The 23,332-nt window shown below is 68.1% G+C and carries 23 protein-coding genes and 1 pseudogene; 12 read left to right on the forward strand and 12 right to left on the reverse strand.

Annotated features, from left to right (window positions below):
- Positions 1 to 37: 37 nt before the first annotated feature.
- From IV088_RS09610 to IV088_RS09625, 4 genes are all read left to right on the forward strand, one after another.
- Positions 38 to 1,087: an NAD-dependent epimerase/dehydratase family protein gene (locus IV088_RS09610; protein WP_291101100.1), complete on the forward strand. Its 1,050-nt coding sequence runs from the start codon at positions 38 to 40 to the stop codon at positions 1,085 to 1,087.
- Complete coding sequence (locus IV088_RS09615; RefSeq protein ID WP_291101102.1) at positions 1,084 to 1,563, forward strand: hypothetical protein; 480 nt, start codon at positions 1,084 to 1,086, stop codon at positions 1,561 to 1,563. Before IV088_RS09610 ends, IV088_RS09615 begins: the two co-directional genes overlap by 4 nt.
- Complete coding sequence (locus IV088_RS09620; RefSeq protein ID WP_291101105.1) at positions 1,560 to 1,904, forward strand: single-stranded DNA-binding protein; 345 nt, start codon at positions 1,560 to 1,562, stop codon at positions 1,902 to 1,904. The genes IV088_RS09615 and IV088_RS09620 overlap by 4 nt, the downstream gene beginning before the upstream one ends.
- 235 nt (positions 1,905 to 2,139) lie before the next feature.
- Positions 2,140 to 2,508: an RNA-binding protein gene (locus IV088_RS09625; RefSeq protein WP_291101108.1), complete on the forward strand. Its 369-nt coding sequence runs from the start codon at positions 2,140 to 2,142 to the stop codon at positions 2,506 to 2,508.
- Positions 2,509 to 2,720: 212 nt separating this feature from the next.
- Here IV088_RS09625 and IV088_RS09630 read toward each other — a convergent pair whose 3' ends face one another.
- A complete protein-coding gene (locus tag IV088_RS09630) occupies positions 2,721 to 3,329 on the reverse strand; it encodes a PH domain-containing protein (RefSeq protein ID WP_291101111.1) in 609 nt (202 codons plus the stop codon).
- 152 nt (positions 3,330 to 3,481) lie between these two features.
- On the opposite strand from IV088_RS09630, the gene IV088_RS09635 reads away from it, so the two are divergent.
- Positions 3,482 to 4,498 carry a PAS domain S-box protein gene (locus IV088_RS09635; RefSeq protein ID WP_291101113.1) on the forward strand — a complete coding sequence of 339 codons (1,017 nt, stop codon included), beginning with the start codon at positions 3,482 to 3,484 and terminating at the stop codon, positions 4,496 to 4,498.
- Positions 4,491 to 5,447, forward strand: coding sequence for a PAS domain S-box protein (locus IV088_RS09640; RefSeq protein ID WP_291101116.1), 957 nt, complete (start codon positions 4,491 to 4,493; stop codon positions 5,445 to 5,447). The genes IV088_RS09635 and IV088_RS09640 overlap by 8 nt, the downstream gene beginning before the upstream one ends.
- A gap of 54 nt (positions 5,448 to 5,501) precedes the next feature.
- Here IV088_RS09640 and IV088_RS09645 read toward each other — a convergent pair whose 3' ends face one another.
- From IV088_RS09645 to IV088_RS09695, 11 genes are all read right to left on the reverse strand, one after another.
- Complete coding sequence (locus IV088_RS09645) at positions 5,502 to 6,509, reverse strand: zinc-binding alcohol dehydrogenase family protein (protein WP_291101118.1); 1,008 nt, start codon at positions 6,507 to 6,509, stop codon at positions 5,502 to 5,504.
- A gap of 14 nt (positions 6,510 to 6,523) precedes the next feature.
- Entirely contained in the window at positions 6,524 to 7,483 is a 960-nt protein-coding gene (locus IV088_RS09650; RefSeq protein ID WP_291101121.1) for a sugar kinase, read from the reverse strand.
- Positions 7,480 to 8,988 (reverse strand): mannitol dehydrogenase family protein, encoded by a 1,509-nt coding sequence (locus IV088_RS09655; RefSeq protein WP_291101123.1) that lies wholly within the window; start codon positions 8,986 to 8,988, stop codon positions 7,480 to 7,482. The genes IV088_RS09650 and IV088_RS09655 overlap by 4 nt, the downstream gene beginning before the upstream one ends.
- A gap of 8 nt (positions 8,989 to 8,996) precedes the next feature.
- A complete protein-coding gene (manD, locus tag IV088_RS09660) occupies positions 8,997 to 10,208 on the reverse strand; it encodes a D-mannonate dehydratase ManD (protein ID WP_291101126.1) in 1,212 nt (403 codons plus the stop codon).
- Positions 10,209 to 10,231: 23 nt separating this feature from the next.
- The gene (locus tag IV088_RS09665) at positions 10,232 to 11,755 is read right to left on the reverse strand and encodes a UxaA family hydrolase (RefSeq protein WP_291101129.1); all 1,524 of its coding nucleotides are present in this window, start codon (positions 11,753 to 11,755) and stop codon (positions 10,232 to 10,234) included.
- Positions 11,752 to 13,158 carry a TRAP transporter large permease gene (locus tag IV088_RS09670; RefSeq protein ID WP_291101132.1) on the reverse strand — a complete coding sequence of 469 codons (1,407 nt, stop codon included), beginning with the start codon at positions 13,156 to 13,158 and terminating at the stop codon, positions 11,752 to 11,754. The genes IV088_RS09665 and IV088_RS09670 overlap by 4 nt, the downstream gene beginning before the upstream one ends.
- 14 nt (positions 13,159 to 13,172) lie before the next feature.
- Positions 13,173 to 13,784 (reverse strand): TRAP transporter small permease, encoded by a 612-nt coding sequence (locus IV088_RS09675; RefSeq protein WP_291101134.1) that lies wholly within the window; start codon positions 13,782 to 13,784, stop codon positions 13,173 to 13,175.
- An 11-nt stretch (positions 13,785 to 13,795) separates the two neighbouring features.
- Positions 13,796 to 14,764: a sialic acid TRAP transporter substrate-binding protein SiaP gene (locus IV088_RS09680; RefSeq protein WP_291101137.1), complete on the reverse strand. Its 969-nt coding sequence runs from the start codon at positions 14,762 to 14,764 to the stop codon at positions 13,796 to 13,798.
- Between the two features lie 44 nt (positions 14,765 to 14,808).
- Complete coding sequence (locus IV088_RS09685) at positions 14,809 to 15,822, reverse strand: L-idonate 5-dehydrogenase (protein WP_291101140.1); 1,014 nt, start codon at positions 15,820 to 15,822, stop codon at positions 14,809 to 14,811.
- A gap of 1 nt (position 15,823) precedes the next feature.
- Complete coding sequence (locus IV088_RS09690) at positions 15,824 to 16,537, reverse strand: FadR/GntR family transcriptional regulator (protein WP_291101143.1); 714 nt, start codon at positions 16,535 to 16,537, stop codon at positions 15,824 to 15,826.
- A gap of 130 nt (positions 16,538 to 16,667) precedes the next feature.
- Positions 16,668 to 17,513 (reverse strand): IclR family transcriptional regulator, encoded by an 846-nt coding sequence (locus tag IV088_RS09695; protein ID WP_291101146.1) that lies wholly within the window; start codon positions 17,511 to 17,513, stop codon positions 16,668 to 16,670.
- Positions 17,514 to 17,670: 157 nt separating this feature from the next.
- Here IV088_RS09695 and IV088_RS09700 point away from each other — a divergent pair, with 157 nt between their 5' ends.
- From IV088_RS09700 to IV088_RS09725, 6 genes and pseudogenes are all read left to right on the forward strand, one after another.
- Positions 17,671 to 18,432 (forward strand): SDR family oxidoreductase, encoded by a 762-nt coding sequence (locus IV088_RS09700; RefSeq protein ID WP_291101150.1) that lies wholly within the window; start codon positions 17,671 to 17,673, stop codon positions 18,430 to 18,432.
- Positions 18,433 to 18,449: 17 nt separating this feature from the next.
- Complete coding sequence (locus IV088_RS09705) at positions 18,450 to 19,943, forward strand: sugar ABC transporter ATP-binding protein (RefSeq protein ID WP_291101153.1); 1,494 nt, start codon at positions 18,450 to 18,452, stop codon at positions 19,941 to 19,943.
- A 27-nt stretch (positions 19,944 to 19,970) separates the two neighbouring features.
- Entirely contained in the window at positions 19,971 to 20,972 is a 1,002-nt protein-coding gene (locus IV088_RS09710; RefSeq protein ID WP_291101156.1) for an ABC transporter permease, read from the forward strand.
- A 102-nt stretch (positions 20,973 to 21,074) separates the two neighbouring features.
- Positions 21,075 to 22,016 carry an ABC transporter substrate-binding protein gene (locus tag IV088_RS09715; RefSeq protein ID WP_291101159.1) on the forward strand — a complete coding sequence of 314 codons (942 nt, stop codon included), beginning with the start codon at positions 21,075 to 21,077 and terminating at the stop codon, positions 22,014 to 22,016.
- A gap of 125 nt (positions 22,017 to 22,141) precedes the next feature.
- On the forward strand, positions 22,142 to 22,996 hold the full coding sequence (locus IV088_RS09720; RefSeq protein ID WP_291101162.1) for a fumarylacetoacetate hydrolase family protein: 855 nt from the start codon (positions 22,142 to 22,144) through the stop codon (positions 22,994 to 22,996).
- Between the two features lies 1 nt (position 22,997).
- Positions 22,998 to 23,332 (forward strand): annotated as a pseudogene (locus IV088_RS09725) (fuconate dehydratase); the annotation flags it as partial.

Consider the following 23,332-nt stretch of genomic DNA (forward strand, 5'->3'; position numbering starts at 1 on the left):
CATCACAACCCCACCACCACTTTTTCAGGAGCTTTTCATGTCGGATTCATCAACGGTCTTGGTGCTCGGTGCCAGCGGCGGCATCGGCGGGGAAATGGCCCGCCTGCTGCTGGCGCGGGGCTGGCAGGTTCGCGCCATGAAGCGCGGGCTGGGGGTGGAGCGCCGCGAGCAGGGTGGCATCGAATGGGTGGAGGGCGACGCGCTGCGGGCGGCCGATGTGATGGCCGCCGCGCAGGGCTGTTCGGTCATCGTGCACGCGGTCAACCCGCCCGGCTACCGCCGCTGGGCCGAGTGGGTGCTGCCCATGATCGACAACACCATTGCGGCCGCGCAAGCCCAGGGCGCCACGGTGGTGCTGCCGGGCACGGTCTACAACCATGGGCCCGACGCGTTCCCGCTGATTGCCGAAGACGCACCGCAGAACGCCCACACCCCCAAGGGCCGCATTCGCGTGGAACTGGAGCAGCGCCTGGCCACGGCCACGCAGGCGGGCCGCATGAAGGTCATCGTGGTGCGCGCTGGCGACTTCTTCGGTCCCCGCGCGGGCAACAACTGGTTCAGCCAGGGCATGGTCAAGCCCGGGCGCGCGGTGCGCAGCGTGAACACCCCGGCCGCAGCCGGCGTGGGCCACCAGTTCGCCTACCTGCCCGACGTGGCCCGCACCATGGCCGAGTTGCTGGATCACCGCGAGACCCTGCCGGCCTTCGCCACCTTCCACATGGCCGGCCACTGGGACGCCACCGGCACCGCCCTGGCCGAAGCCGTGCAGCGTGCCGTGGTGCGCCGCGGCGGCGCAGCGCCGGCCATCCGGCCCTTTCCCTGGTGGCTGGTGCGCCTGGCCTCGCCCTTCGTGGCCACCTTCCGCGAATTGCTGGGCATGCGCTACCTGTGGCAACAGCCGGTGCGTCTGGACAACCGCCGGCTGGTGCAGCAGCTGGGCCACGAACCGCACACCCCGCTGGACGAAGCGGTCGAAGCCACGCTGGTGGGCCTGGGCTGCCTGCCGTCGGGTGGCGTGCCCACGCAGGCGCAAGGGGCACCCGCCCGAACGGAGCGGGTGCGCTCACCGCGTACCATCTCCCCATGACCCAAGACACCCAAGACCCGATCCACGAAGACCGCGTGTGGAGCGACGAGCACTGGACCGCGCGCGTGGTCAAGAACGAAGACGACGATGGCTGGGCGGTGGCCATGTTCCTGGACGGCCAGGTCGAGCCCGCGCTGGTCGGCCCCTGGACGATGGGGCGCGACAAGAAGAACCCCAAGCCGCTGGACACCAACGCGTTCAACACGCTGGTGAAGACGGCCAAGGAAGTGATCCGACGCTCGGAGCAACAGCGTTTTGCCGAGCTGAACAAGAACGTGAGCGTGTCGGTGGGCGGCCAGCGCATCCGCGTGGAGCTGGCCATCGTGCCGGACGAAGAGGGCGCCACCGCCACGTTGCGCGCGCTCAACGAGTTCGACGAGGAGCTGGCCCTGGTGTCCACGCCGCCGAACTTCAAGCTCAACACGGCCAGCGCCGAGGCCTGGGTGGTCTCGGGGTTTGAGAAGCCGCGCTCATGATCGACGGACTCATCGCCGGACGCCTGATGGGCGACGCCTCCCGCCGCGTGGACAAGGCGGGCCGCACCTACATCGTGGCGCGCGTGCTGGCGCGCAACAAGATGGACGAGGAGTTCATCGTCAACGTGATCGCGTTCGACGAGGCGCCCTGCGCGGCGCTGCTGGCCCTGGCCGACGGCGAGGCGCTCACGCTCTCGGGGGCGCTCACCCCCAAGGTCTGGACCGACAAACAGGGCATCGCCCGACCGAGCCTGGATCTGATCGCCGCGCAGGTGATGACGGCGTATCACGTGGGTCGCAAGCAGGCGGCACTCGGTCGGACGGACGGCGAGCCGCAGTAGACCAGGGCCCGGCGCGGACCGATTGCCGCACACGGCGGGGGCGCCTCGTCGCACCCCAAAAACAAAAAAGCAGCCCGTTTGGAGCCCAGGGGGCCATAATGCACTCCGCGCCGGCCATCGTGCCTGCGCATTTTCAAGGTGATCGGTCAGTTTCGCGCGCTACGGCGGCACTCTCGGGTTTGTTGAGCTTTCGGGACCCCATCGCTTTTGTGTTTCTGTTTTTTTGGAGTCCCTTATGGGCAATAAACTTTACGTCGGCAACCTGCCGTACACCGTCCGTGACGAAGACCTGCAACAGTCCTTCAGCGAGTTCGGCTCGGTCACCAGCGCCAAGGTCATGATGGAACGCGACACCGGTCGCTCCAAGGGCTTTGGTTTTGTCGAGATGGGCAGCGATGCCGAGGCACAAGCCGCCATCAAGGGCATGAACGGTCAGTCGCTGGGTGGCCGCAGTGTCACGGTGAACGAAGCTCGTCCGATGGAAGCACGTCCTCCCCGCACCGGCGGCTACGGCGGTGACCGTTCGGGCGGCGGCGGTGGTTACGGCGGTGGCGGTGATCGCGGCGGCTACGGCGGTGGCGGTGGTGGCCGCGGCGGCTACTGAGCCCTGCGCACCTGACGTCTCAGCCCCGCGCTGAGACCAGCCAAAAGGCTTCGGAACTCCGGTTCCGAGGCCTTTTTTCTTGGGCGTGTGCGACGGCGCGTCACCCAGACGCTTGAAACGGTGCAACCCAGGGCACCGCCGGGCTGGCGGTGCCGGACGGCCAGTGCCACCCCCCCGGGGGGTAGCGCGAAGCGCTGCGGGGGGATTCCGGCTCAGGCGTGGATGTACTTGGTGAAGACGTCGCTGAAGTCGCGTTTGGTGTAGCCCACCAGGACCACGTTGTTGAGGTTCTTCAGGATGTCGTTGTACTGGGCCGTGATGGCCTCGCCGCTGCTGGCGGTGGTGATCTTGTACATCGAGGCCGTGGCGCTGAGGGCGTGCATGGCGTTGTCGCGGCAGATGGCGTCGGAGCGCTGGCGTTTGCCGATGCTGATCAGCGCCTTGTAGATGTCCTTGAGCTGTTCGATGAAGGCCTTGCGCACATCGATGCTGAAGCCCACACCGCCGATGCTGAACTTCAGCTCGATGTCCATGTCCAGCGTGCCGGCCGTTTCCAGTGTCACGTGGTCGACGGACTCGGTGCCGTACTCGTAGCGCTTGATCGAGCGTTTGGACGACACGGCCGAGTCGCCGTCCACGTGGATCAGTGCGAGGTTGGTGAAGCAGTACTCGTCTTTCTTGGACTTGATCAGGAAGAAGATCTTTTCGCCGTCTTCGTGAAACAGGTAGTCGTCGGCATCGACGCTGCCGAAGTCCTTGGGCTGGATGATGGATCCGATGTCGCTGAGGCCCAGGGCCTCGGAGGCGAGTTTCTTGAACATGGTGGTGGCTCCTTTCGTGTGGTGGGGGGTGAATGCAAATCATGCCATTTGAAACAAGACGCAGTCGTGTCCGCCGCGCGGTTATGCTGCACGCCTCGGGAATGACCCCGGGAGGATTTCCGGAACGCCATGGACATTCACCGACCGCTGCCTTGATCGATCTGTCAAGCCTTTCCCATGCACCGCTGTGGCCCGAGCCGCCGTCCATCGTGGCCGCGCGCGCAAAGATGGCCATGCGACTGTCGTGGATGACGGCGGCACTGGGGCTGGGCCTGTTCGCGGTGGATCGCTTCACGGGCGTGCCCGCCACGGCGGACAGCATGATGACGCTGGTGCTGGCGGTCATGGGCGCGCTGTCCTGGGGCCTCCTGAAGGTCCGCCGCTACAACAGCGTGGCCTGGCTGCTGGTGGTGTTCCTGTTCGGCATGGCGGCGGCGTCGACCTGGTTTTTCGGGTCGGTGCGAACGGTCAACATCGCGCTGATCCTGATGGGGCAGGTGGCGTCGGGGATTTTCCTCAGCCGCCGTGGCCTGGTCTGCACCACGGCCGCCGCGATCGCCTTGCTGGGGGGGCTGACCTGGGCCGAGGCCGCGGGCCTGCTGGCCGGCCAGCCGCGTTTTGCGGTGAGCTGGCGCACCTGGATGACACAGAGCATGAGCCTGGTGGGCGTGGCCGCGATGATGTACCTGAACCGGACGCAGATGCACATGGCGCAGGCCATGCACCTTCGCGAAGCGACGCAGCGCCTGAGAGCCCAGCTCGACCGGGACCTCGGGCAGGACCGCTTCTCGCGCCTGTTCCAGTCCAGCCCCACGCCGATCTTTGTGCAGTCGTCGCGCACGGGCTTGATCCTGGACGTGAACAAGGCCTTCGAGCGCACGTTGGGCCACGCGCGCAAGGACGTGTTGAACCGGCGCGACGGGTTCCTGTGGTTGCCGGACGAGGAGCACCAGCACTTTGTTCGCGCCCGCCGGGCCTCGCGGCGCACCGGGTGGCACCCGATCACGGCGCTGTGTCGCGACGGCCGGCCGCTGGCCCTGCAGATCAGCAGCGAGCGGGACGATGACCCGGACGATGGGTTGCTGATCACGGCGGTGCGCGTGCCCGGCAGCACCACCGGTGGACTGCCCACCTTGCATGCCCCGCTGGAGCCCTGGCCCCATGCTTGATTCGCGCCCCCTGGAAGATCCCGCCGACATCCGCAAGGAACAGCGGCGGCGCAGCCGCCGCAGTGCGCGCTGGGTCATGGTGGCCATCGCGCTGTTGATGCTGGGCATGGCGCTGGTCGACCACCTGCTCGCCCCACCCGGGGAGTCGCGGTCGTTCATCTCCCTCTCGTTGGGCGGGGTGGCGCTGCTGTACCTGATGCTGCAGTCGCGGCCGCGCCGGTGGGAGAGTCCGCTGATGGTCATGGGCGTCTTGGTGTTCACCGTCTGGGCGGTGCACAGCTACGGCTCGGTGCGCTCGGCCTCGACCCAGGCCCTGCTGGGGGCGGTGGTGATGGCGGGCACCTACCTGAGCCTGCGCGCGCTGTGGGCGACCACCGTTGCGGGTGTGCTCATCCTGGGCGGGTTGACCTGGGCGGAGGCCGGTGGGCATCTCGTGAAAGCTGGCTTCGCGCCCGACCTGCGGTTCTGGCTGATGGGCAGCGTCATCATCACGGTGATCGGGGCGCTGCTGCACCACACGCGCAAGGCGACCGACGAGGCCTACCTGCGGCAGCTCAACCAGATGGAAGAGCGCCTGCGGCTGGAGCACGAGCGGGACCGGTCCCGGCGCCGGTTCCAGCGCATCTTCCGGCTCAACCCCACCGCGCTCATGATCCAGTTTGCCGGCACGCGGACCGTGCTCGAGGTCAACCCGGCGTTCGAGCGCGACTTCGGCTACCCTGCCGACGAGCTCGTGGGCCGGTCGGCCGGGGTCCTGTGGGCCGACGAGCCCTCGTGGCAGGCACACTGCCTGGGCCTGTTCGAAACGGGGCGCACCGGGTGGCAGAACGCCGACTGGCGGCGGTCCGATGGCCAGGTGATCGAGGTGCTGGTCAGCAGCGAACTCAACGAAGACCCGGGTGGCCTGCTGATCCTCACCACGGTGCTGGACGGGCAGGGTGAAGGTTAGCCACCGGGTTGAACCGCGGTGCGCTTCCTGCGCAACGGTGGGCCGCTGCGCCGGTCAGCACTCGACCAGGGCCTTGATCACCCCGGCGGACGGGTCGAGCAGGGTCTGGAACTGCGTGGGCACGTCCGACAGCGCCAGGCGGTGGGTGTTCAGGGTGGACGGGATCAGGCCGGCGCGCATGGCGTCGAGCACGGTGCTGAAGTCTTCGGTGGTCGCGTTGCGGCTGCCCAGCAGCGTCATCTCGCGCTTGTGGAACTCGGGGTCGGAAAAGGTGATGTTCGCGCCCACCACCGAGATCAGCACGTAGCTGCCGCCGTGGGCCACGAACCTGAAGCCGCGCTCCATGGCCTGGGGGGTGCCGGTGGCGTCGAACACCACGTCGAAGAACTCGCCGTCCGTGAGCTTGGCGAGCTGCGCTTCGTCGCCGTCGCCCAGCGGCACACCGGCGTGGATGCCCAGGGCGCTGGTGCAGAAGTCGACCCGGTCCTGGCGGCCGTCCAGCGCGGTGACGGTGGCACCACGCAGCTTCGCAAAGATCATCGCGGCCATGCCGATGGGGCCGGCGCCCACCACGAGCACACGCTGTCCGGCGCGCAGAGCGGAGCGGCGCACGGCGTGGGCACCGATGGCCAGGAACTCGACCATGGCGGCCTGGTCGAGCGACACGCCCTCGGCCTTGTGCACGAAGGCCTGGGGCACGGTGAGGTATTCGGTGAACGCGCCGTCGCGGTGCACGCCGAGCACCTGGATGCTCACGCAGCAATTCGTCTTGCCCGCGCGGCAGGCGATGCAGGTGCCGCACGACAGGTAGGGCATGACGTAGACCGTGTCGCCGGGGCGCAGGGCGCCGTTGTCCGGGGCGGCCTCGACGATGCCCGAGAGCTCATGGCCCATCACGCGCGGGTAGCTCAGGTAGGGCTGTTTGCCGGTGAAGATGTGCAGGTCGGTGCCGCACACGCCCACGCGCTTGACACGCAACAGCACCTCGTCGGCGCCGCGTTCGGGCATGGGGCGGTCCTGGGCCAGCAGCGTGCCGGGGGTTTCGCAGACAACGGTCAGCATGGTGTTCCTTGGGTTCAGTCGATGTTCTGTTCGTTGAGCTCGCGCCGGGTGGGCAGGCCTTCCATGTCGCCGATGACCTGCAGCGCGAGCGAGGCGATCCAGTTGGCGCGCTTCAGGGCCTGGGGCCATGTAAGCCCTTCGAGACGGGCGCTGATGATGCCCACGGCAAACGCGTCACCGGCGCCCACGGTGTCCACCACCACGGGCACGGGCACGCCGGGCACCTGGCCGTGTTCACCGCTGGCGGTGTGGAAGTAGGCGCCCTCGGCACCCATCTTCACCACCACGGCTTTGGCACCCCGGTCGATGTACCAGGCGGCGATGTCGGCGGGCGTGGACTGGCCCGTCAGCAGCCGGCCTTCCTCGATGCCGGGCAACACCCAGTCGGCGTGCCGGGCCAGCTCGTTCAGGGTGTCGCGCATGGTGGCCGTGTCGGGCCACAGGCGGGGGCGCAGGTTGGGGTCGAACGACACGCTGCGGCCCGCCGCGCGCAGGCTCTGCATGGCGTGCGCCACCACCTCGCAGGCCGCGGGCGACAGCGCGGGCGTGATGCCGGTGGCGTGCAGGTGGCGGGCGCGCAGCGCGTAGGCGGTCGGCAGGTTGGCCAGCCCCAGCTGGCTGGCGGCGGAGTTGCGGCGGTGGTACTCGATGGCCGGGTCGCTGCCGTCCACGCTGCGCGACTTGAGCATGAAGCCGGTGCTGCGGGTCGGGTCCTCCTCCACCTGCGAGGTGTCCACGCCTTCGGCCTCGATGGCCTGGCGCACGTAGCGGCCGAACGAGTCGTCCCCCAGGCGGCTGACCCAGCCCACCCGGAAGCCCAGCCGGGCCAGGCCGATGGCCACGTTGCTGTCGGCCCCTGCCAGCCGTTTGCTGAAGGTCTGCACCTGCTCCAGCGGCCCGGGCTCCTGGGCCACCAGCAGCGCCATGGTTTCGCCCAGCGTCAGGACATCGAGTGGGTCGGGAGCCGCCGTCATGGGGTCAGCTCCCCGCGGTTCACGGCGTCCAGCGTGGCCCGAACGCCGTGTTTCTGCAGCGACTGCAGGGTGCCCAGCAACGCAGCGGCCAGCGGCGCGCTGCCCGCCAGATCGCCAAACACCGGGGCGTAGGACAGCATCTGGTGCACTGCCTCGACGGTCACTCCCTGGGCCAGCGAGCGCTGGTAGAGCGCCGTGAGTTCGGCCGCGTGGGGGTCGTCGATGGGGTAGGGCTGGCCCAGCTCGTCCGTGCCACGCAGGTAGTGCATCCAGGCCGCAATGCCCAGCGCCATGCGCGGCACGGGCAGGCCCTGGGCCAGCCGGTCGCGCACGGTGCCGAGCAGGCGCTGGGGCAGCTTCTGCGAACCGTCCATGGCGATCTGCTGCGTGCGGTGGGCGAGTGCGGGGTTGGCGTAGCGGGCCAGCAGCTCGCTGCGGTAGCGGGCCAGGTCCAGCCCGGGCAGGTCGGCCAGGGTGGGTTCGATTTCATCGCGCATCAGCGCTTCGATGTGCTCGCGCAGAGGGGCCTGCGCGATGGCTTGGTCCACCGTCTGCCAGCCGGCAATGGCGCCGAGGTAGGCGATGCTGGAGTGCGTGCCGTTGACCATGCGCAGCTTGAGCCGTTCGAAGGGTTCGGCGTCGGCCACGAAGCGCGCACCGCCCAGCGTCCAGTCGGGCCGGTCGGCGGCGAAGTGGTCCTCCACCGCCCAGTCGAAAAAGGGCTCGCCCAGCACCGGCCAGTGGTCTTCGGCGCCCAGCGCCTGCGACACGGCGGCGCGGTCGCCGTCGGTGGTGCGGGGCACGATGCGGTCCACCATGGAGCAGGGAAACCGGCATTCGGCGGCGATGCGCCGGGCCAGCGCCGGGTCCACCGCTTCGGCGAAGCGCAGCACGGCGCCGCGCAGCACACGGCCATTGGCCGGCAGGTTGTCCAGCGACATCAGCGTGAGCGGGCCGCGGCCTTGCGCGAAGCGCCGCTGCAGTCCGAACACCAGCATGCCGATGGCGGAGCGTGGCGCTTCTGCGTGGGCCAGGTCGTGCACGATGTCCGGGTGGTCCAGGCGCAGCGCGCCGGTGGCCGGGTCGTGGCAGTAGCCCTTCTCCGTCACGGTCAGGCTCACGATGCGGGTGTCGGCGGCGGCGATGGCGTCCAGCACCGCGCCGGGGTTCTCGGGCGCCACCAGCAGGGAGCGCACCGCGCCGATCACCTGCAGGCGCTGGCGCGGCTGGCCCTGGGCATCGGCATCGCGGATCGCCAGCGTGTACAGGCCGTCCTGCGGTTGCAGCGCGTCGCGCGTGTCGGGCTGGCGCAGCGACACGCCGACGATGCCCCAGCGCAGGTCACCCGCGGCGATGGCCGCTTCGGTGACGGCGGCCATATGGGCGCGCATGAAAGCACCCAGCCCCAAGTGCACGATGCCGGTTTTCAGTGCCGCGCGGTCATAGGCCGGTCGCATCACGGCGGTGGGCAACGCACCCACCGTGTGGTCGTTCAGTCGATTCATGTCCACCCTCACCAGTTGGTCAGCGTGCCATCGTGCTGCAGGCGGTTGACCGGCAGGTAGGCGCGCTGGTACGGGTACTTGGCCGCCAGCGCTTCGTCGATGGTCACGCCGTGGCCGGGCGCTTCGCCGGGGTGCATGAAGCCGTCCTTGAAGCTGTAGGCGTGGGGGAACACGGCGTCCGTCTCGTCGGTGTGGCGCATGTATTCCTGGATGCCGAAGTTGGGCACCCAGAGGTCGAAGTTGAGCGCCGCGCCCATGCACACGGGCGAGAGGTCGGTGGCGCCGTGCGAGCCGGTGCGCACCTGGTAGAGCGCGGCCAGGTCGGCAATGCGGCGCAGGTGGGTGATGCCGCCCGCGTGGACCACGGTGGTGCGGATGTAGTCGATCAGCTGGTTCTGGATCAGGTCTTTGCAGTCCCAGATGGTGTTGAAGATCTCGCCCACGGCCAGCGGCGTGGTGGTGTGCTGGCGGATCAGGCGGAACGACTCCTGGTTCTCGGCCGGCGTGGTGTCTTCCAGCCAGAACAGTCGGAAGGGCTCCAGGTCTTTGCCCAGGCGCGCGGCCTCGATGGGCGTCAGGCGGTGGTGCGCGTCGTGCAGCAGGTGGATGTCCGGCCCCACGGCGGCGCGCACCTTGTCGAACAGCTCGGGCGTGTGGCGCAGGTATTTTTCGGTGGACCAGTCGTGCTCGCTGGGCAGGTCGGCGTCGGCCGGTTCGTAGAACATGGTCCCGCGGCCCACGCCGTACACCTTCTCCAGGCCGGGCACACCGCTTTGCGCGCGGATGGCCTTGTAGCCCATCTCCTTGTAGCGCAGCACCTCTTCCACGGTCTGCAAAATGTCCTTGCCGTTGGCGTGGCCGTAGACCATCACGCCGGTGCGGCTCTTGCCACCCAGCAACTGGTACAGCGGCATGTTGGCGGCCTTGGCCTTGATGTCCCACAGCGCCGTGTCCACGCCGGCGATGGCGCTCATGGTCACCGGGCCACGGCGCCAGTAGGCGCCTTTGTAGAGGTACTGCCAGATGTCCTCGATCTGCTGCGGGTCGCGCCCGATCAGGCAGGGAATCACGTGGTCGGTCAGGTAGCTGGCCACGGCGAGTTCGCGGCCGTTGAGTGTGGCGTCGCCGATGCCCGTCAGGCCCTCGTCGGTCTCGATCTTCAGGGTCACGAAGTTGCGGCTGGGCGCGCACACGATGACTTTGGCGGCGGTGATCTTCATGGTGTCTTGCTGAGAATGAGGGGTTACATGACGGCGCCCAGCGCCCAGGGCACGAACTCGTTCTGGCCGTAGCCGTGCTGCTCGCTCTTGGTCTGGCGGCCCGAGGCGGCGGCCAGCATCTCGTGGAAGATGCGTTCGCCCAGTTGCTCCACGCTCTCGCTGCCGTCGATCACGGTGCCGCAGTTGATGTCCATGTCTTCTTCCTGCTTGGCCCACAGCGCGCTGTTGGTGGCCAGCTTGAGCGAAGGCGAGGGTGCGCAGCCATAGGCCGAACCGCGCCCGGTGGTGAAGCAGATCAGGTTGGCGCCGCCGGCGACCTGGCCAGTGGCCGACACCGGGTCGTAGCCCGGCGTGTCCATGTAGACAAAGCCCTTGGCGGTGATGGGCTGGGCATATTCGTACACGTCCACCAGGGGCGTGGTGCCGCCCTTGGCGATGGCGCCCAGCGACTTTTCGAGGATGGTGGTCAGCCCGCCGGCTTTGTTGCCGGCCGAGGGGTTGTTGTCCATCTCGGCGTGGTGGCGGGTGCAGTACTCCGTCCACCATTGCAGGCGGGCTTCGAGCTTGTCGGCCACGGCCTGCGACACGGCGCGTTGCAGCAGCAGGTGTTCGCCGCCATAAATCTCGGGCGTTTCGGACAACACGGCCGTGCCGCCGTGGCGCACCACCAGGTCCACCGCCGCACCCAGGGCCGGGTTGGCGCTGATGCCCGAATAGCCGTCGGAGCCGCCGCACTGCAGGCCCACCACCAGGTGGCTGGCCAGCACGGGCTGGCGCTGCACGGCGTTGGCCTCGGGCAGCAGGGCTCGCACGGCCTCGATGCCGCGCGCCACGCTTTGGGCGGTGCCGCCCGTGTCCTGGATGCTGAAGGTCACCAGCTTCGCGCCTTCGCGCAGGCCTTCTTGCGCCAGCAGGCCCTGGATCTGGTTGGTCTCGCAGCCCAGGCCCACGACGATGACCGCCGCAAAGTTGGCGTGGCGTGCGTAGCCCGCCAAGGTGCGGCGCAGCACGCGCAGACCTTCGCCTTCGCTGTCGGTGGCGCAGCCCGCGCCGTGGGTCAGCGCCACGATGCCGTCCACGTTCGGGAAGGCGGCCAGGGCCTCGGGGTGGATGTCGCGGCGGAAGTGGTCGGCGATGGCGCGCGCCACGGTGGCCGAGCAGTTCACGCTGGTCAGCACACCGATGTAGTTGCGCGTGGCCACGCGGCCGTCGGCGCGCACGATGCCGTCGAAGGTGGCGGGCGTGTCCACGTAGGCCACGGGCCGCACGTCGCCGCCCACGCTGTGGCCGCGATCGAAGCGGCTGAACGCCAGGTTGTGCGTGTGCACATGCTGCCCGGGCGCAATGGCCTGGGTGGCGGTGCCGATGATCTGGTTGTAGCGACGCACCGGTTCGCCCGCCGCGATGGCGCGCACCGCGATCTTGTGGCCCGGCGGCACCAGGCCCGACACGGTGATGCCTTCGGTCTCGATGCGCGTGCCGCCCAGCAGCTGCTGGCGGGCGATGACGACGTCGTCGTTCGGGTGAATGCGGATGACGGGGTTCATTTCATTAGCCCTAATTGCTGTGGCAGCCACAGCGTCAAGGCGGGGATGTAGGTGATGGCGATCAGCGCCAGCATCAGCGGCACCAGCCAGGGCAGGATGGCCATGGTGGTGCGCTCCACCGAGAGCTTGGAGATGCGCGCCAGCACAAAGAGCACCATGCCCAGCGGCGGATGCAGCAGGCCGATCATCAGGTTCAGCGTCATGATCAGGCCGAACTGCAGCGGGTCAATGCCGAGCTTGAGCACGATGGGCAGCAGGATCGGCACCAGGATGGTGATGGCCGCGATGGTGTCGATGAAGCAGCCCACGAACAGGATCAGCAGGTTGGCCAGCAGCAGGAACACCCACTTGTTGCTGGTGATGGAGAGGATCCAGTCGGCCAGGGCCTGCGCGGCCTGCGTGGTGGTGAGCAGCCACGCGAAGATCGACGCGGCGGTGACGATGAACAGCACCGAGGCGGTGGTCTCGATGGTCTCGAAGGTGGCCTGCGCCAGCGTGCGCAGGCTCATGGAACGGTAGCGCACCAGGCCCAGGAACAGCGCCCAGATCACCGCGGCCACGGCGGCCTCGGTCGGGGTGAACCAGCCCATGGTCATGCCGCCGATCAGGATCACGGGCGCCATCAGCGCCAGCACCGCGGAGAAGTTGAAGCGCCAGTCCAGCGCGATGAGCACGACAAAGGCCGCGCCCGCCGCCAGGTTCACCGAGACACCCGCTTTCACGGCCAGCCACACCGCCATCGGGAAGGCCAGCACGACCAGGATCTCCAGCGCCGCGCCGCCCAGGCGACCCCAGTGGAAGGCCACGTCGCCGCCCCAGCCGTTGCGGTGGGCGAAGTAGGCCACCGTGATCATCATCAGCACGGTCATGAACACGCCGGGCATGATGCCCGCGACGAACAGGGCGCCGATGGAGACGTTGGCCATCATCCCGTAGATCACGAAGGGCAGCGAGGGCGGAAAGATCGGGCCCAGCGTGGCCGAGGCCGCGGTCACGCCCACCGCGAACTCGGTGGAATAGCCGTGTTCCTTCATGGCCTTGATCTCGATCGACCCCAGGCCCGCGGCATCGGCGATGGCCGTGCCCGACATGCCCGAGAAGATCACCGAGCCGACGATGTTGACCTGACCCAGGCCGCCCTTCATCCAGCCCACCAGGGCCACCGCAAAGTTGTAGATGCGGCCGGTGATGCCGGCGATGTTCATCAGGTTGCCGGCCAGGATGAAGAAGGGCACGGCCAGCAGCGGGAAGGACTCGATGCCCGCGATCATGCGTTGGGCCAGCACGATGTCGGGCACGCTGCCCGAGACCAGGATGTAGATCAGCGAGCCACCGGCCATGGCCACCGCCACCGGCAGCCCGCAGAGCATCAGGCCCAGGAAGGAAACGATCAGGATCAACATGGTGTGGGTTCCGTTCAGTCGGTCGAACCGTCAAAGAAGCCGGGGTTCTGCAGCGCCGAGAAACCGCGGCGCCAGTTCTCCACGGCGACCTGCACGGCGCGCACCGCCATCAGGGCGAAGCCCGCGAAGGCCAGCCAGTACACATGGCTCTTGTTCCACTCGATGGTGGTCATGGGCTCGTTGTCCACCGCCAGCGCGTAGCGCGCCACCAGCCAGGCGCCGTAGCCATAGAACACGATGGCCACCAGGTCCACCACCGTCGACAGGACCCGGCCCGCCGCGGTGGGCAGGTAGCGGTAGACCAGGTTGACCTGGATGTGCCGCACCCGGCGCACGCACATGGACGCACCGATGAAGACCACCGGCATGAGGCAGTACACGGCCAGCTCCTCGGTCCAGGCGAACGAGTCGTTCAGCACGTAGCGGCTGAAGAACTGCAGGAACACCAGGCCGGTCATGATCCAGAAGAAACCCAGGCAGATCCAGTCTTCGATGCCGTAGCCCGAGAGGTCGACCTGGTGCTGGTCGGCCTCCGCGAAGCTGGCGACCAGCGCTTCCGCGCTGGTCTCGACCGGATGCGACTCGGCTGCGCCGCCCACGGTGGGCAGAGAGCTTTGTAGCGACATGCCGGGCCGCCTTACTTGACGGCCTGGATGCGGTCCCAGTCGGCTTTCTGGTAGCCGAACTGCTCGAAGGGCACGTTCTTCAGCACGGTGTCGCGGAACTCGCCGGTGTTCACGTCGGTCACGCTCACGCCCTTGCTGCGGAACACGGCGGCCAGTTCTTTCTCGCGGCCGGCCACCTCTTTCGATGCCTTGGCGGCGGCCTCCTGCGCCACCTCGGTGAACATCTTCTTGTCGGCGTCCGACAGCTTCTTCCATACGCCGCCGGCCACCACGGTGTTGAGGTGGTCCACGATGTGGCCGGTCAGCACGATGTGCTTCTGTACCTCGAAGAATTTCTTGGCTTCGATGGTGGGCAGCGGGTTCTCCTGCGCTTCGACGGTGCCGTTCTGCAGCGCCAGGTAGACCTCGGCGAACGCGATGGGCGAGGTGTTGGCGCCGCAGGCGCGGGGCATGGCCAGGTAGGCGGGCACGTCGGGCACGCGCATCTTCAGGCCCTTCATGTCGGCGCACTTGGCGATGGGCTTGTTGCTGGTGGTGTGGCGGGTGCCGTAGTAGGTGGTGGCGATGATCTCGTGGCCGCTCTTTTGTTCGTAACCCGCGGTCAGCTCTTTGTAGATGTCGCTCCTGGTGTAGGCCAGCAGGTGGTCCACGTCACGGAAGGTGTAGGGGTAGTAGGTGACGCCGATGCGCGGGAAGGCCTTGGCCGCGAAGCTGGAGCCCGAGATGATGATGTCCACCGTGCCCAGGGTCAGGCCCTGGTTGATGTCGTTTTCCTTGCCGAGCTGCGAAGCGGGGTACACGTCGATCTGGTAGCGGCCACCGCTGCGCTTCTTGATCTCTTCGGCCGCCCACACGGACGCGGTGTGAAACGGCTCGGAGGTCTCGTACACGTGGGCCCATTTGAGCTTGGTCTGGGCGAAGGCGGGGGCGGCGGCGATCAGACCGGCGGCCAGGGTCAGGGTGATGCGTGTGGTGTTCATTCGGTGTCTCCTGTCGTTGTTGAAGAAAGTGAGTCAGCCGGCGGCTAGCCGGGGATGAGCTGCACCTTGGTGCTGCGGCTGCGGTCCAACGCCAAATCGAAGGCCGCCTTCGATTCGCTGATCGGGATCTGTGCGCTGATGAGCGGGCGCACGTCGGCGCGCCGGCTGCGGATGGCCATCACGGCCCAGTCGAATTCGATGTCGGCCCGGAACGCCCCGACGTAGTCAAGCTCGCGGGTCATGATGTCGTTGGCCGGGAACGGCAGTTCGGGTGGCAGCGTGCCGACCTGGACGATGCGCGCGCCGCGGCGCACGGCCGACAGGCAGCCCGCGAGCGCGGCCGGGTGCCCCGCCGCCTCGATCGCCACATCGACCTGGCCCGACCAGGCGCGGGTGTCGGGCTGGGCGTCGTCGGCGCCGACGGTGAGCGCCATCTCGCGCGCCCGGTCGCTCGGGTCGCTGCAGAGCACGCGCCCCGCGCCGGCCAGCCGCGCCGCGATCACCGACATGCAGCCGATGGTCCCGGCGCCCGTGACCAGCACCGTGGCGCCCAGCAAGGGGCCGGCGCGGCGCACCGCGTGCAGCCCGACCGACAGTGGCTCGGCGCAGGCGATCTCGCCCAGGCTCACGTCCTCATTCACCGCGGTGAGCTGCGATTCGGCGACCACGAACTGCTCCCTGAACAGGCCCGGCAGGTGCGGAAAAATCGCCGCACTGCCCAGGAACACCATCTTGTCGCAGAGGTTGCTGCGGCCCGCGCGGCAGGCCGGGCACGCCCCGCAAGGGTGGGCCGGGTTCACCGCCACCTTCTGCCCCGGCCGCACCCGGGTGACACCGGCCCCGATGGCCTCGACCACGCCCGAGGCCTCGTGGCCCGGCACGAAGGGCGCCCGGATGGCGAACGCGCCCGCGCGGCCGTGCTGGTAGTAGTGCAGGTCGGAGCCGCAGATGCCGCCGGCGCCCAGGCGCAGCCGCACCTGGCCGGCGGCGGGCTCGACCTGGGGCAGTTGTTCGACGCTCAGTTGCAGAGGGCCGTGCAGGGTGCAGGCGAGGCTCATGTCATTTCCTGTGGGTGTCGGTGTCGACCGGTGTGGTCCAGCCCGCCGAGAAGCGCTCGTGGGAATGTTCGAGGTGGCTGGTCATGGCGGCGCGAGCGGCTTTCGGGTCGTGGCGCTCGATCGCCCGGACCACGGCGCGGTGTTCGGCCACGGCCTGCTTCCAGGTGGTTTCGCGCTCGAAGTGGCTGCCCAGGCGGGCGAACAGCGGGCCGTTGCGTTCGTCGAAGAGCTGCGTGACGATGGCCAGCAAGGGGCTGTTGTCGCTGGCCTGGGCGATGCGCAGGTGGAAGTTGCGGTCGCCGCTGATGGGCAGGGTCCGCGCGGCGATGTCGCTTTCCATCTCGCGCAGGCTCTCTTCCAGATCGGGCACCAGGGTGCTGTCTTCGCTCTGCGACGCCACGGCCGCGAGCTCGCACTCGATCAGCTGGCGGGCCCGGATGATCTCCAGCGGGCCGTGGGCGTTGTCCAGCAGGCGCTCGGGCTCGCGGCCGATGACGACGATGCCCGAACCCACGCGCACCTCGATCAGCCCCTGGACTTCGAGCGCGATCAGCGCCTCCCGCACGGAGGGGCGTGACACCCCCATCTTCACCGCCAGGTCGCGTTCGGCGGGCAGGCGTGAGCCCACGGCGAATTCGCCGCTCTGGATGAGCTGGCGCAGCTGGTCGGCGATCTGTCGGTAGAGCCGACGGGGCTCGATGGGTTGGAAGGGCATGGGTGGTAATTTGGTAAATTGGTCAGACCAATTGACCGGAGTTTAGGCAGAACCGGATGGCCTGCGCATGGGGGTTTACCAGAGGGTGGGCAGGGCGTTCACCGGCGCTGCGGCCCGGCGCGCCCAGCGCTCAGGCGGCGTTCATGCCCTGGGTCAGCGACAGCGCGGCGGCCGCGGCGCGCAGGTACTCGCGCACCTGCGCCATGTCGGGGCCCACGTGGCGGTCGATGCGGCGGATGTAGGGGCAGGTGAGCGTGGCCAGGGCGGTGTTGTCGGGGCCGAGGATGGGGAACGAGATGTCCACCACCCCTTGCGTCTGCGCACTGTCGCGCTCCAGGTAGCCGCGCTCCCGGATGCTGGCCAGCGTGGCCTGCAGCGCGTCCAGGGTGGTGGGCACTTCGCCGTCGACCGGGAGGTGCTCGGCCAGCATGCGGTTGAAGCTGCCCTCGTCGGCAAAGGCCAGCAGCAGGTGGCCCGAGGCCGTGTCCAGCAGGCCCACGCGCGCGCCGCGCTGCACGGCAAAGCTCCAGCCGCTGGGGCTGTTGATCTGCGCGCTGATCAGCACGTTGCCTCGGTCGTACACCCCCATGTGGCAGGACTGCTCGGCCTTGCGCGTGAAGTCGTCCATGACGGGCAGCGCCTGGTTGATCAGGCGGCTGAGCGGCGGGTGCATGTGGGCCAGCGCGAACAGCTTGAGGCTCAGGGCGTAACGGTCGCCCGAGGGGTTGCGCATCACGTACTGGCGCGCCACCAGGCGTTCGAGCATGCGGTAGATCTCGCTGGCGCTGCGGTCCATCTCCTTCACGATTTCAGCGCGCGTGAGGCCGTGCGGCTGCGTGGCCAGCAACTCCAGGATGTCCAGCCCCTTGTCCAGCGCCGGCGCGCGGTAGCGGTCGTCGGTGGCGGTGGTGTCGGGCACGGCTTCCGCCTTGGGGCGGCGTCCGCGGGGTTTGGGCGTGGTGGTGGCTGCTGGCATGCGGTCGGGCGATGGGGTGGTTCGGGTCGTGCTGCTTTGTACCGCAGCCCGTGGCTAGGGTAACTACCGAGCCGGTGGCGGCCGGTTCGCCCCTATCATTTTATTCATACATGGATTGTTTGTTTATCTGTGAATTTAATCAACCGAGGTTTCCCGTATGCGTGAAGGTCGTCTGGCAGGCAAAACCATCCTCATCACCGCGGCGGCGCAGGGCATTGGCCGCGCCAGCGCCCTGGCCTGTGCCGCCGAGGGCGCGCGGGTGATCGCCACCGACGTCAACCTGCCGCTGCTGGACCAGCTGGCCGCCGAACACCCGGGCATCGAGGCGGTGTGGCTGGACGTGCGCGACGGCGAGGCCGTGCAGGCGCTGGCGCAACGCACCCCCGCGCTCGACGCCCTGTTCAACTGCGCGGGCATGGTGGCCAATGGCAGCGTGCTCGACTGCTCCGAGGCCGACTGGGACCTGAGCTTCGACCTCAACGTGAAGAGCATGTTTCGCATGACGCGCGCCTTCATGCCGGCCATGCTGGAGAAGGCCCGCACGCAGGATGTCAGCGTGTCGGTCATCAACATGGCGTCGATGGCGTCGAGCATCAAGGGCTTCGCCAACCGCTGCGCCTACGGGGCCACCAAGGCGGCCGTGATCGGGCTGACCAAGTCGCTCGCGGCCGACTACGTGAAGCAGGGCCTGCGCGCCAACGCGCTGTGCCCGGGCACGGTGGACACGCCGTCGCTGCGCGGTCGCATCGCCTCCGCGGCCGACCCGGTGCAGGCCGAAAAAGACTTCATCGCCCGCCAGCCCATGGGCCGCCTGGCCATGGTGGGCGACATCTCGCCCATGGTGGTGTTCCTGGCCAGCGACGAGTCGCGCTTCGTGACCGGGCAGACGTTGCTGGTCGACGGCGGCGTGACCATCTGACCCGGGGCCACAGCACCGTGACAGCCCTGATCTCGGTCCAGAACCTCAGCAAGTCCTTCCCCGGCGTCAAGGCGCTGGACGGGGTGCGCTTCGACCTGCGCGCCGGCGAGGTCCACGCCCTGATGGGCGAAAACGGCGCGGGCAAGTCCACGCTGATGAAGATCCTGGCGGGGGTCTACCGCAAGGACAGCGGCGAGGTGCGGCTCGACGGCGAACCGGTGGAGATTCAAAGCCCGGCGCACGCGCAGTCGCTGGCCATCGGCATCATCCACCAGGAGCTGCACCTGATGGCGCATCTCACGGCGGCGCAGAACATCTTCCTCGGGCGCGAACCGCGCAAGGCCGCGGGCCTGCTGCTGGACGAAGACCGGCTCAACCGCGACACCCAGGCGCTGTTCGACCGCCTGCACCTGGTGCTCTCGCCCACCACCGCCGTGGGCGAGCTCACGGTGGCTCGACAGCAGATGGTGGAGATCGCCAAGGCGCTGTCGTTCAGGACGCGCGTGCTCATCATGGACGAGCCCACCGCCGCGCTGAACAACGCCGAGATCGACGAGCTGTTCCGCATCATCCGCCAGCTGAAGGCCGAGGGCGTGGGCATCGTCTACATCTCGCACAAGATGGACGAGATCCAGCGCATCGCCGACCGGATCACCGTGATGCGCGACGGCGCCACCATCGACACCGTGCCCGCCGACACCCCCATGCCGCAGGTGATCGCCATGATGGTGGGGCGCTACCTGGAACACACCGACAAACACATCCCCGACACCTCGGCCCACGAGGTGCTGCTGGAGGCGCGTGGCCTGAACCGGGGCCGCGCGATCCGCGACGTGAGCTTTTCGGTGCGCCGCGGCGAGATCGTCGGCTTCGCCGGCCTCATGGGCGCGGGGCGCACCGAGGTGGCGCGCGCGGTGTTCGGCGCCGACCCGCTGGACTCGGGCGAGATCCATGTGCGCGGCCAGCGCGTGCAGATCGGCTCGCCGCAGGACGCGGTGCAGGCCGGCATCGGCTACCTCTCCGAGGACCGCAAGCACTTTGGCCTGGCCACGGGCATGGACGTGGCATCCAACATCACCCTGCCCAGCCTCAGGCGCTGGCTGACGTGGGGCGTGTTCCTGAACCGCGCGGCGATCCAGCGGGTGTCGCAGCAGATGGTGGAGAAGCTGCGCATCAAGACGCCCTCGCTCACCCAGACCGCGCGCCTGCTCTCGGGCGGCAACCAGCAGAAGGTGGTGATCGCCAAATGGCTGGTGCAGGACTGCGAGATCCTGTTCTTCGACGAGCCCACGCGCGGCATCGACGTGGGTGCCAAGAGCGAGATCTACAAGCTGCTGATCGACCTGGCCGCGCAGGGCCGCGCCATCGTGGTGATCTCCTCTGAGCTGCCCGAGGTGCTGCAGCTGAGCCACCGCGTGCTGGTGATGTGCGAGGGCCGCATCACCGGCGAGGTGCCGGGGGGCCAGGCGACCCAGGAAAACCTGATGGCCCTGGCCACCCGCCGCGACTGACCAAGACCGAGACCAACAAGGCATTCCATGACACAAGCGACTTCCCCTTCCTCCTGGCTGGCCCGTTTTTTCGGGGCGCAGGCCCGCCAAAAGCTGCTGGCCTTTGCCAGCCTGATCGCGCTGATCGTGGTGTTCAGCGTGCTCAAGCCCGAGGCCTTCATGACGCAGGACAACCTCATCGGCATCCTGCAGTCCACCACGGTCATTGGCGTGCTCGCCATCGCCAGCACCTTCGTCATCATCACCTCGGGCATCGACCTCTCGGTGGGGGTGCTGATGACCTTCTGCGCCGTGATGGCCGGTGTCTTCATCGTGAACCTGGGGTTCCCCCTGCCGCTGGGCATCGCGTGTGCCCTGGCCATGGGCGCGCTGTCGGGCTGCGTGTCGGGGCTGGTCATCACCAAGCTCAAGGTGCCGCCCTTCATCGCCACGCTGGGCATGATGATGCTGCTCAAGGGCCTGTCGCTGCTGATCACGCAGACCCGTCCCATCTACTTCAGCGACGTGGAAGGCTTTGACCAGATTTCGCTGGGCTCGCTGATCGGTGACGTGTTCCCCTCGCTGCCCATTCCCAATGGCGTGCTGATCATGTTCGTGGTGGCCGTGGTGTGCGCGGTGGTCCTGAACAAGACGGCCCTGGGCCGCTACACCTTTGCCCTGGGCAGCAACGAGGAAGCGGTGCGCCTGTCGGGCGTGAACGTGGACCGCTGGAAGGTCATCATCTACACCTTTGCCGGCGGCATCTGCGGCATCTCGGGCTTGCTGATCGCCTCGCGCCTGAACTCGGCCCAGCCCGCCCTGGGCCAGGGCTACGAGCTCGACGCCATCGCCGCCGTGGTGATCGGCGGCACCTCGCTCAGCGGCGGCGTGGGCACGATCCTGGGCACCATCATCGGCGCCTTCATCATGAGCGTGCTGATCAACGGCCTGCGCATCATGTCGGTGGCGCAGGAGTGGCAGATGGTGCTCACCGGGCTGATCATCATCCTGGCCGTGTACACGGACAACCTGCGCCGCCGCCAGAACTGAGGAGAGCCACGCCCCTCAGCCACCGCCCTTCACCCCACCCACCGCTTCCCGTTCCCGTTCCCGTTCCCGATACCCACCCCATCCACTTTGAGGAGACACACCATGAACGCAAAAAGACAACTGCTGGCCCTGACCGCCGGCCTCGCACTGGCTGGCTTCACCAGCTTCGCATCGGCCCAGGAAATCTACATTCCGCTGGTCTCCAAGGGCTTCCAGCACCAGTTCTGGCAGGCCGTGAAGCAGGGCGCCGACCAGGCCGGCAAGGACTACAAGGTGAAGGTCACCTTTGAAGGCCCCGAGACCGAGCAGCAGGTGGACAAGCAGATCGACATGCTCTCGGCCGCCATGGCCAAGAAGCCGGCCGCCATCGGTTTTGCCGCGCTCGACAGCAAGGCCGCCATTCCGCTGCTGAAGAAGGCGCAAGCGGCCAAGATCCCGGTGATCGCGTTCGACTCGGGCGTGGACAGCGACATCCCCGTGACCACGGCCACCACGAACAACGTGGCGGCCGCGTCCCTGGCCGCCGACAAGATGGCCGAGAAGATCGGTGGCGAAGGCGAAGTGGCCGTGATCGCCCACGACCAGACCAGCCGCACCGGCGTGGACCGCCGCGACGGCTTTCTCAACCAGATCAAGGCCAAGTACCCCAAGATCAAGGTGGTGGACGTGCAGTACGGCGGCGACCAGCTGAAGTCGGCCGAGATCGCCAAGGCCCTGATGCAGGCCCACCCCAAGCTGAAGGGCATTTTTGGCACCAACGAACCCGGCGCGATCGGCGCGGGCAAGGGCATCAAGGAAGCCAAGAAGACGGGCGTGGTGATCATCGGCTTCGACTCCGGCAAGGCCCAGAAGGACATGATCAACGACGGCACCATCGCCGGCTCCATCACCCAGAACCCGGTGGGCATTGGCTACAAGACGGTGGAAGCGGCGGTCAAGGCGCTCAAGGGCGAGAAGCTGCCCAAGATCATCGACACCGGCTTCTACTACTACGACAAGTCGAACATGAACGACCCCAAGGTCGCCGCGGTTCTGTACGACTGATCAACCCCACTCCCCGTCGCACCAACCCAGAACACGGCGGAACCGGCTCAGCCGGGCCGCTCGTGTTGCCCCCTGGGGGGTGACGCGCCCAAGGGCGCGGCGCGGGGGGTATTTAAGGAACTATTGTGAAACTCTTGCGCTTTGGGCCACCCGGCCAGGAAAAGCCCGGCGTGCTCGACGCCCAGGGTCGTGTGCGCGACCTCTCCGGCGTGATCGCCGACGTGGCCGGCCCGGCCTTGTGGCCCGAGAGCCTGGCGCGCCTGAACGCTCTCAACATCGACAGCCTGCCGCTGGTGCCCGGCACGCCCCAACAGGACCTGCGCCTGGGCGCCTGCGTGGGCCAGGTGGGCAAGTTCATCTGCATCGGGCTCAACTACTCCGACCACGCGGCCGAGAGCGGCATGCCGGTGCCGCCCGAGCCGGTGGTGTTCAACAAATGGACCAGCGCCATCGTCGGCCCCGACGACGCGGTGGAGATTCCACGCGGCTCGGTGAAGACCGACTGGGAAGTGGAACTGGGCGTGGTCATTGGGCGCGGCGGGCGCTACATCGAGCAGGCCGACGCGCTGTCCCATGTGGCCGGCTACTGTGTGGTGAACGACGTGTCCGAGCGCGAATACCAGCTCGACCGCAGCGGCACCTGGGACAAGGGCAAGGGCTGCGACACCTTCGGACCCACCGGCCCCTGGCTGGTGACCGCCGACGAAGTGCCCGACCCGCAGGCGCTCAGGATGTGGCTGGAGGTGGACGGCAAGCGCTACCAGGACGGCAGCACCGCCACCATGGTCTACGGCGTGGCCTTCCTGGTCAGCTACCTCAGCCGCTTCATGAGCCTGCAGCCGGGCGACGTGATCTCCACCGGCACCCCCCCGGGCGTGGGCCTGGGGCAGAAACCCCCGGTCTACCTGCGCGCCGGGCAGACCATGCGCCTGGGCATCGACGGCCTGGGCATCCAAACCCAGACGACCGTACAGGCCTGAGATGACCCAGATCACCGCCATGCGCGTCGTGGACGTGCGCTTTCCCACGTCCCAACACCTGGATGGCTCGGACGCCATGAACCCGGACCCGGACTATTCCGCGGCCTATGTGATCCTGGACACCGACCGGCCCGGCCTCGAAGGCCACGGCCTGACCTTCACCATCGGGCGTGGCAATGAAATCTGCTGCGCCGCCATCGAGGCCATGCGCCACCTGGTGGTGGGCCTGGACATGGCCTGGGTGGCCGAGGACATGGGGCGCTTCTGGCGCCACATCACCTCCGACAGCCAGCTGCGCTGGATCGGCCCGGACAAGGGCGCCATCCACCTGGCCAC

Origin of the sequence: Hydrogenophaga sp. (assembly GCF_018780075.1) — a bacterium.
Lineage (GTDB): Bacteria > Pseudomonadota > Gammaproteobacteria > Burkholderiales > Burkholderiaceae_C > Hydrogenophaga.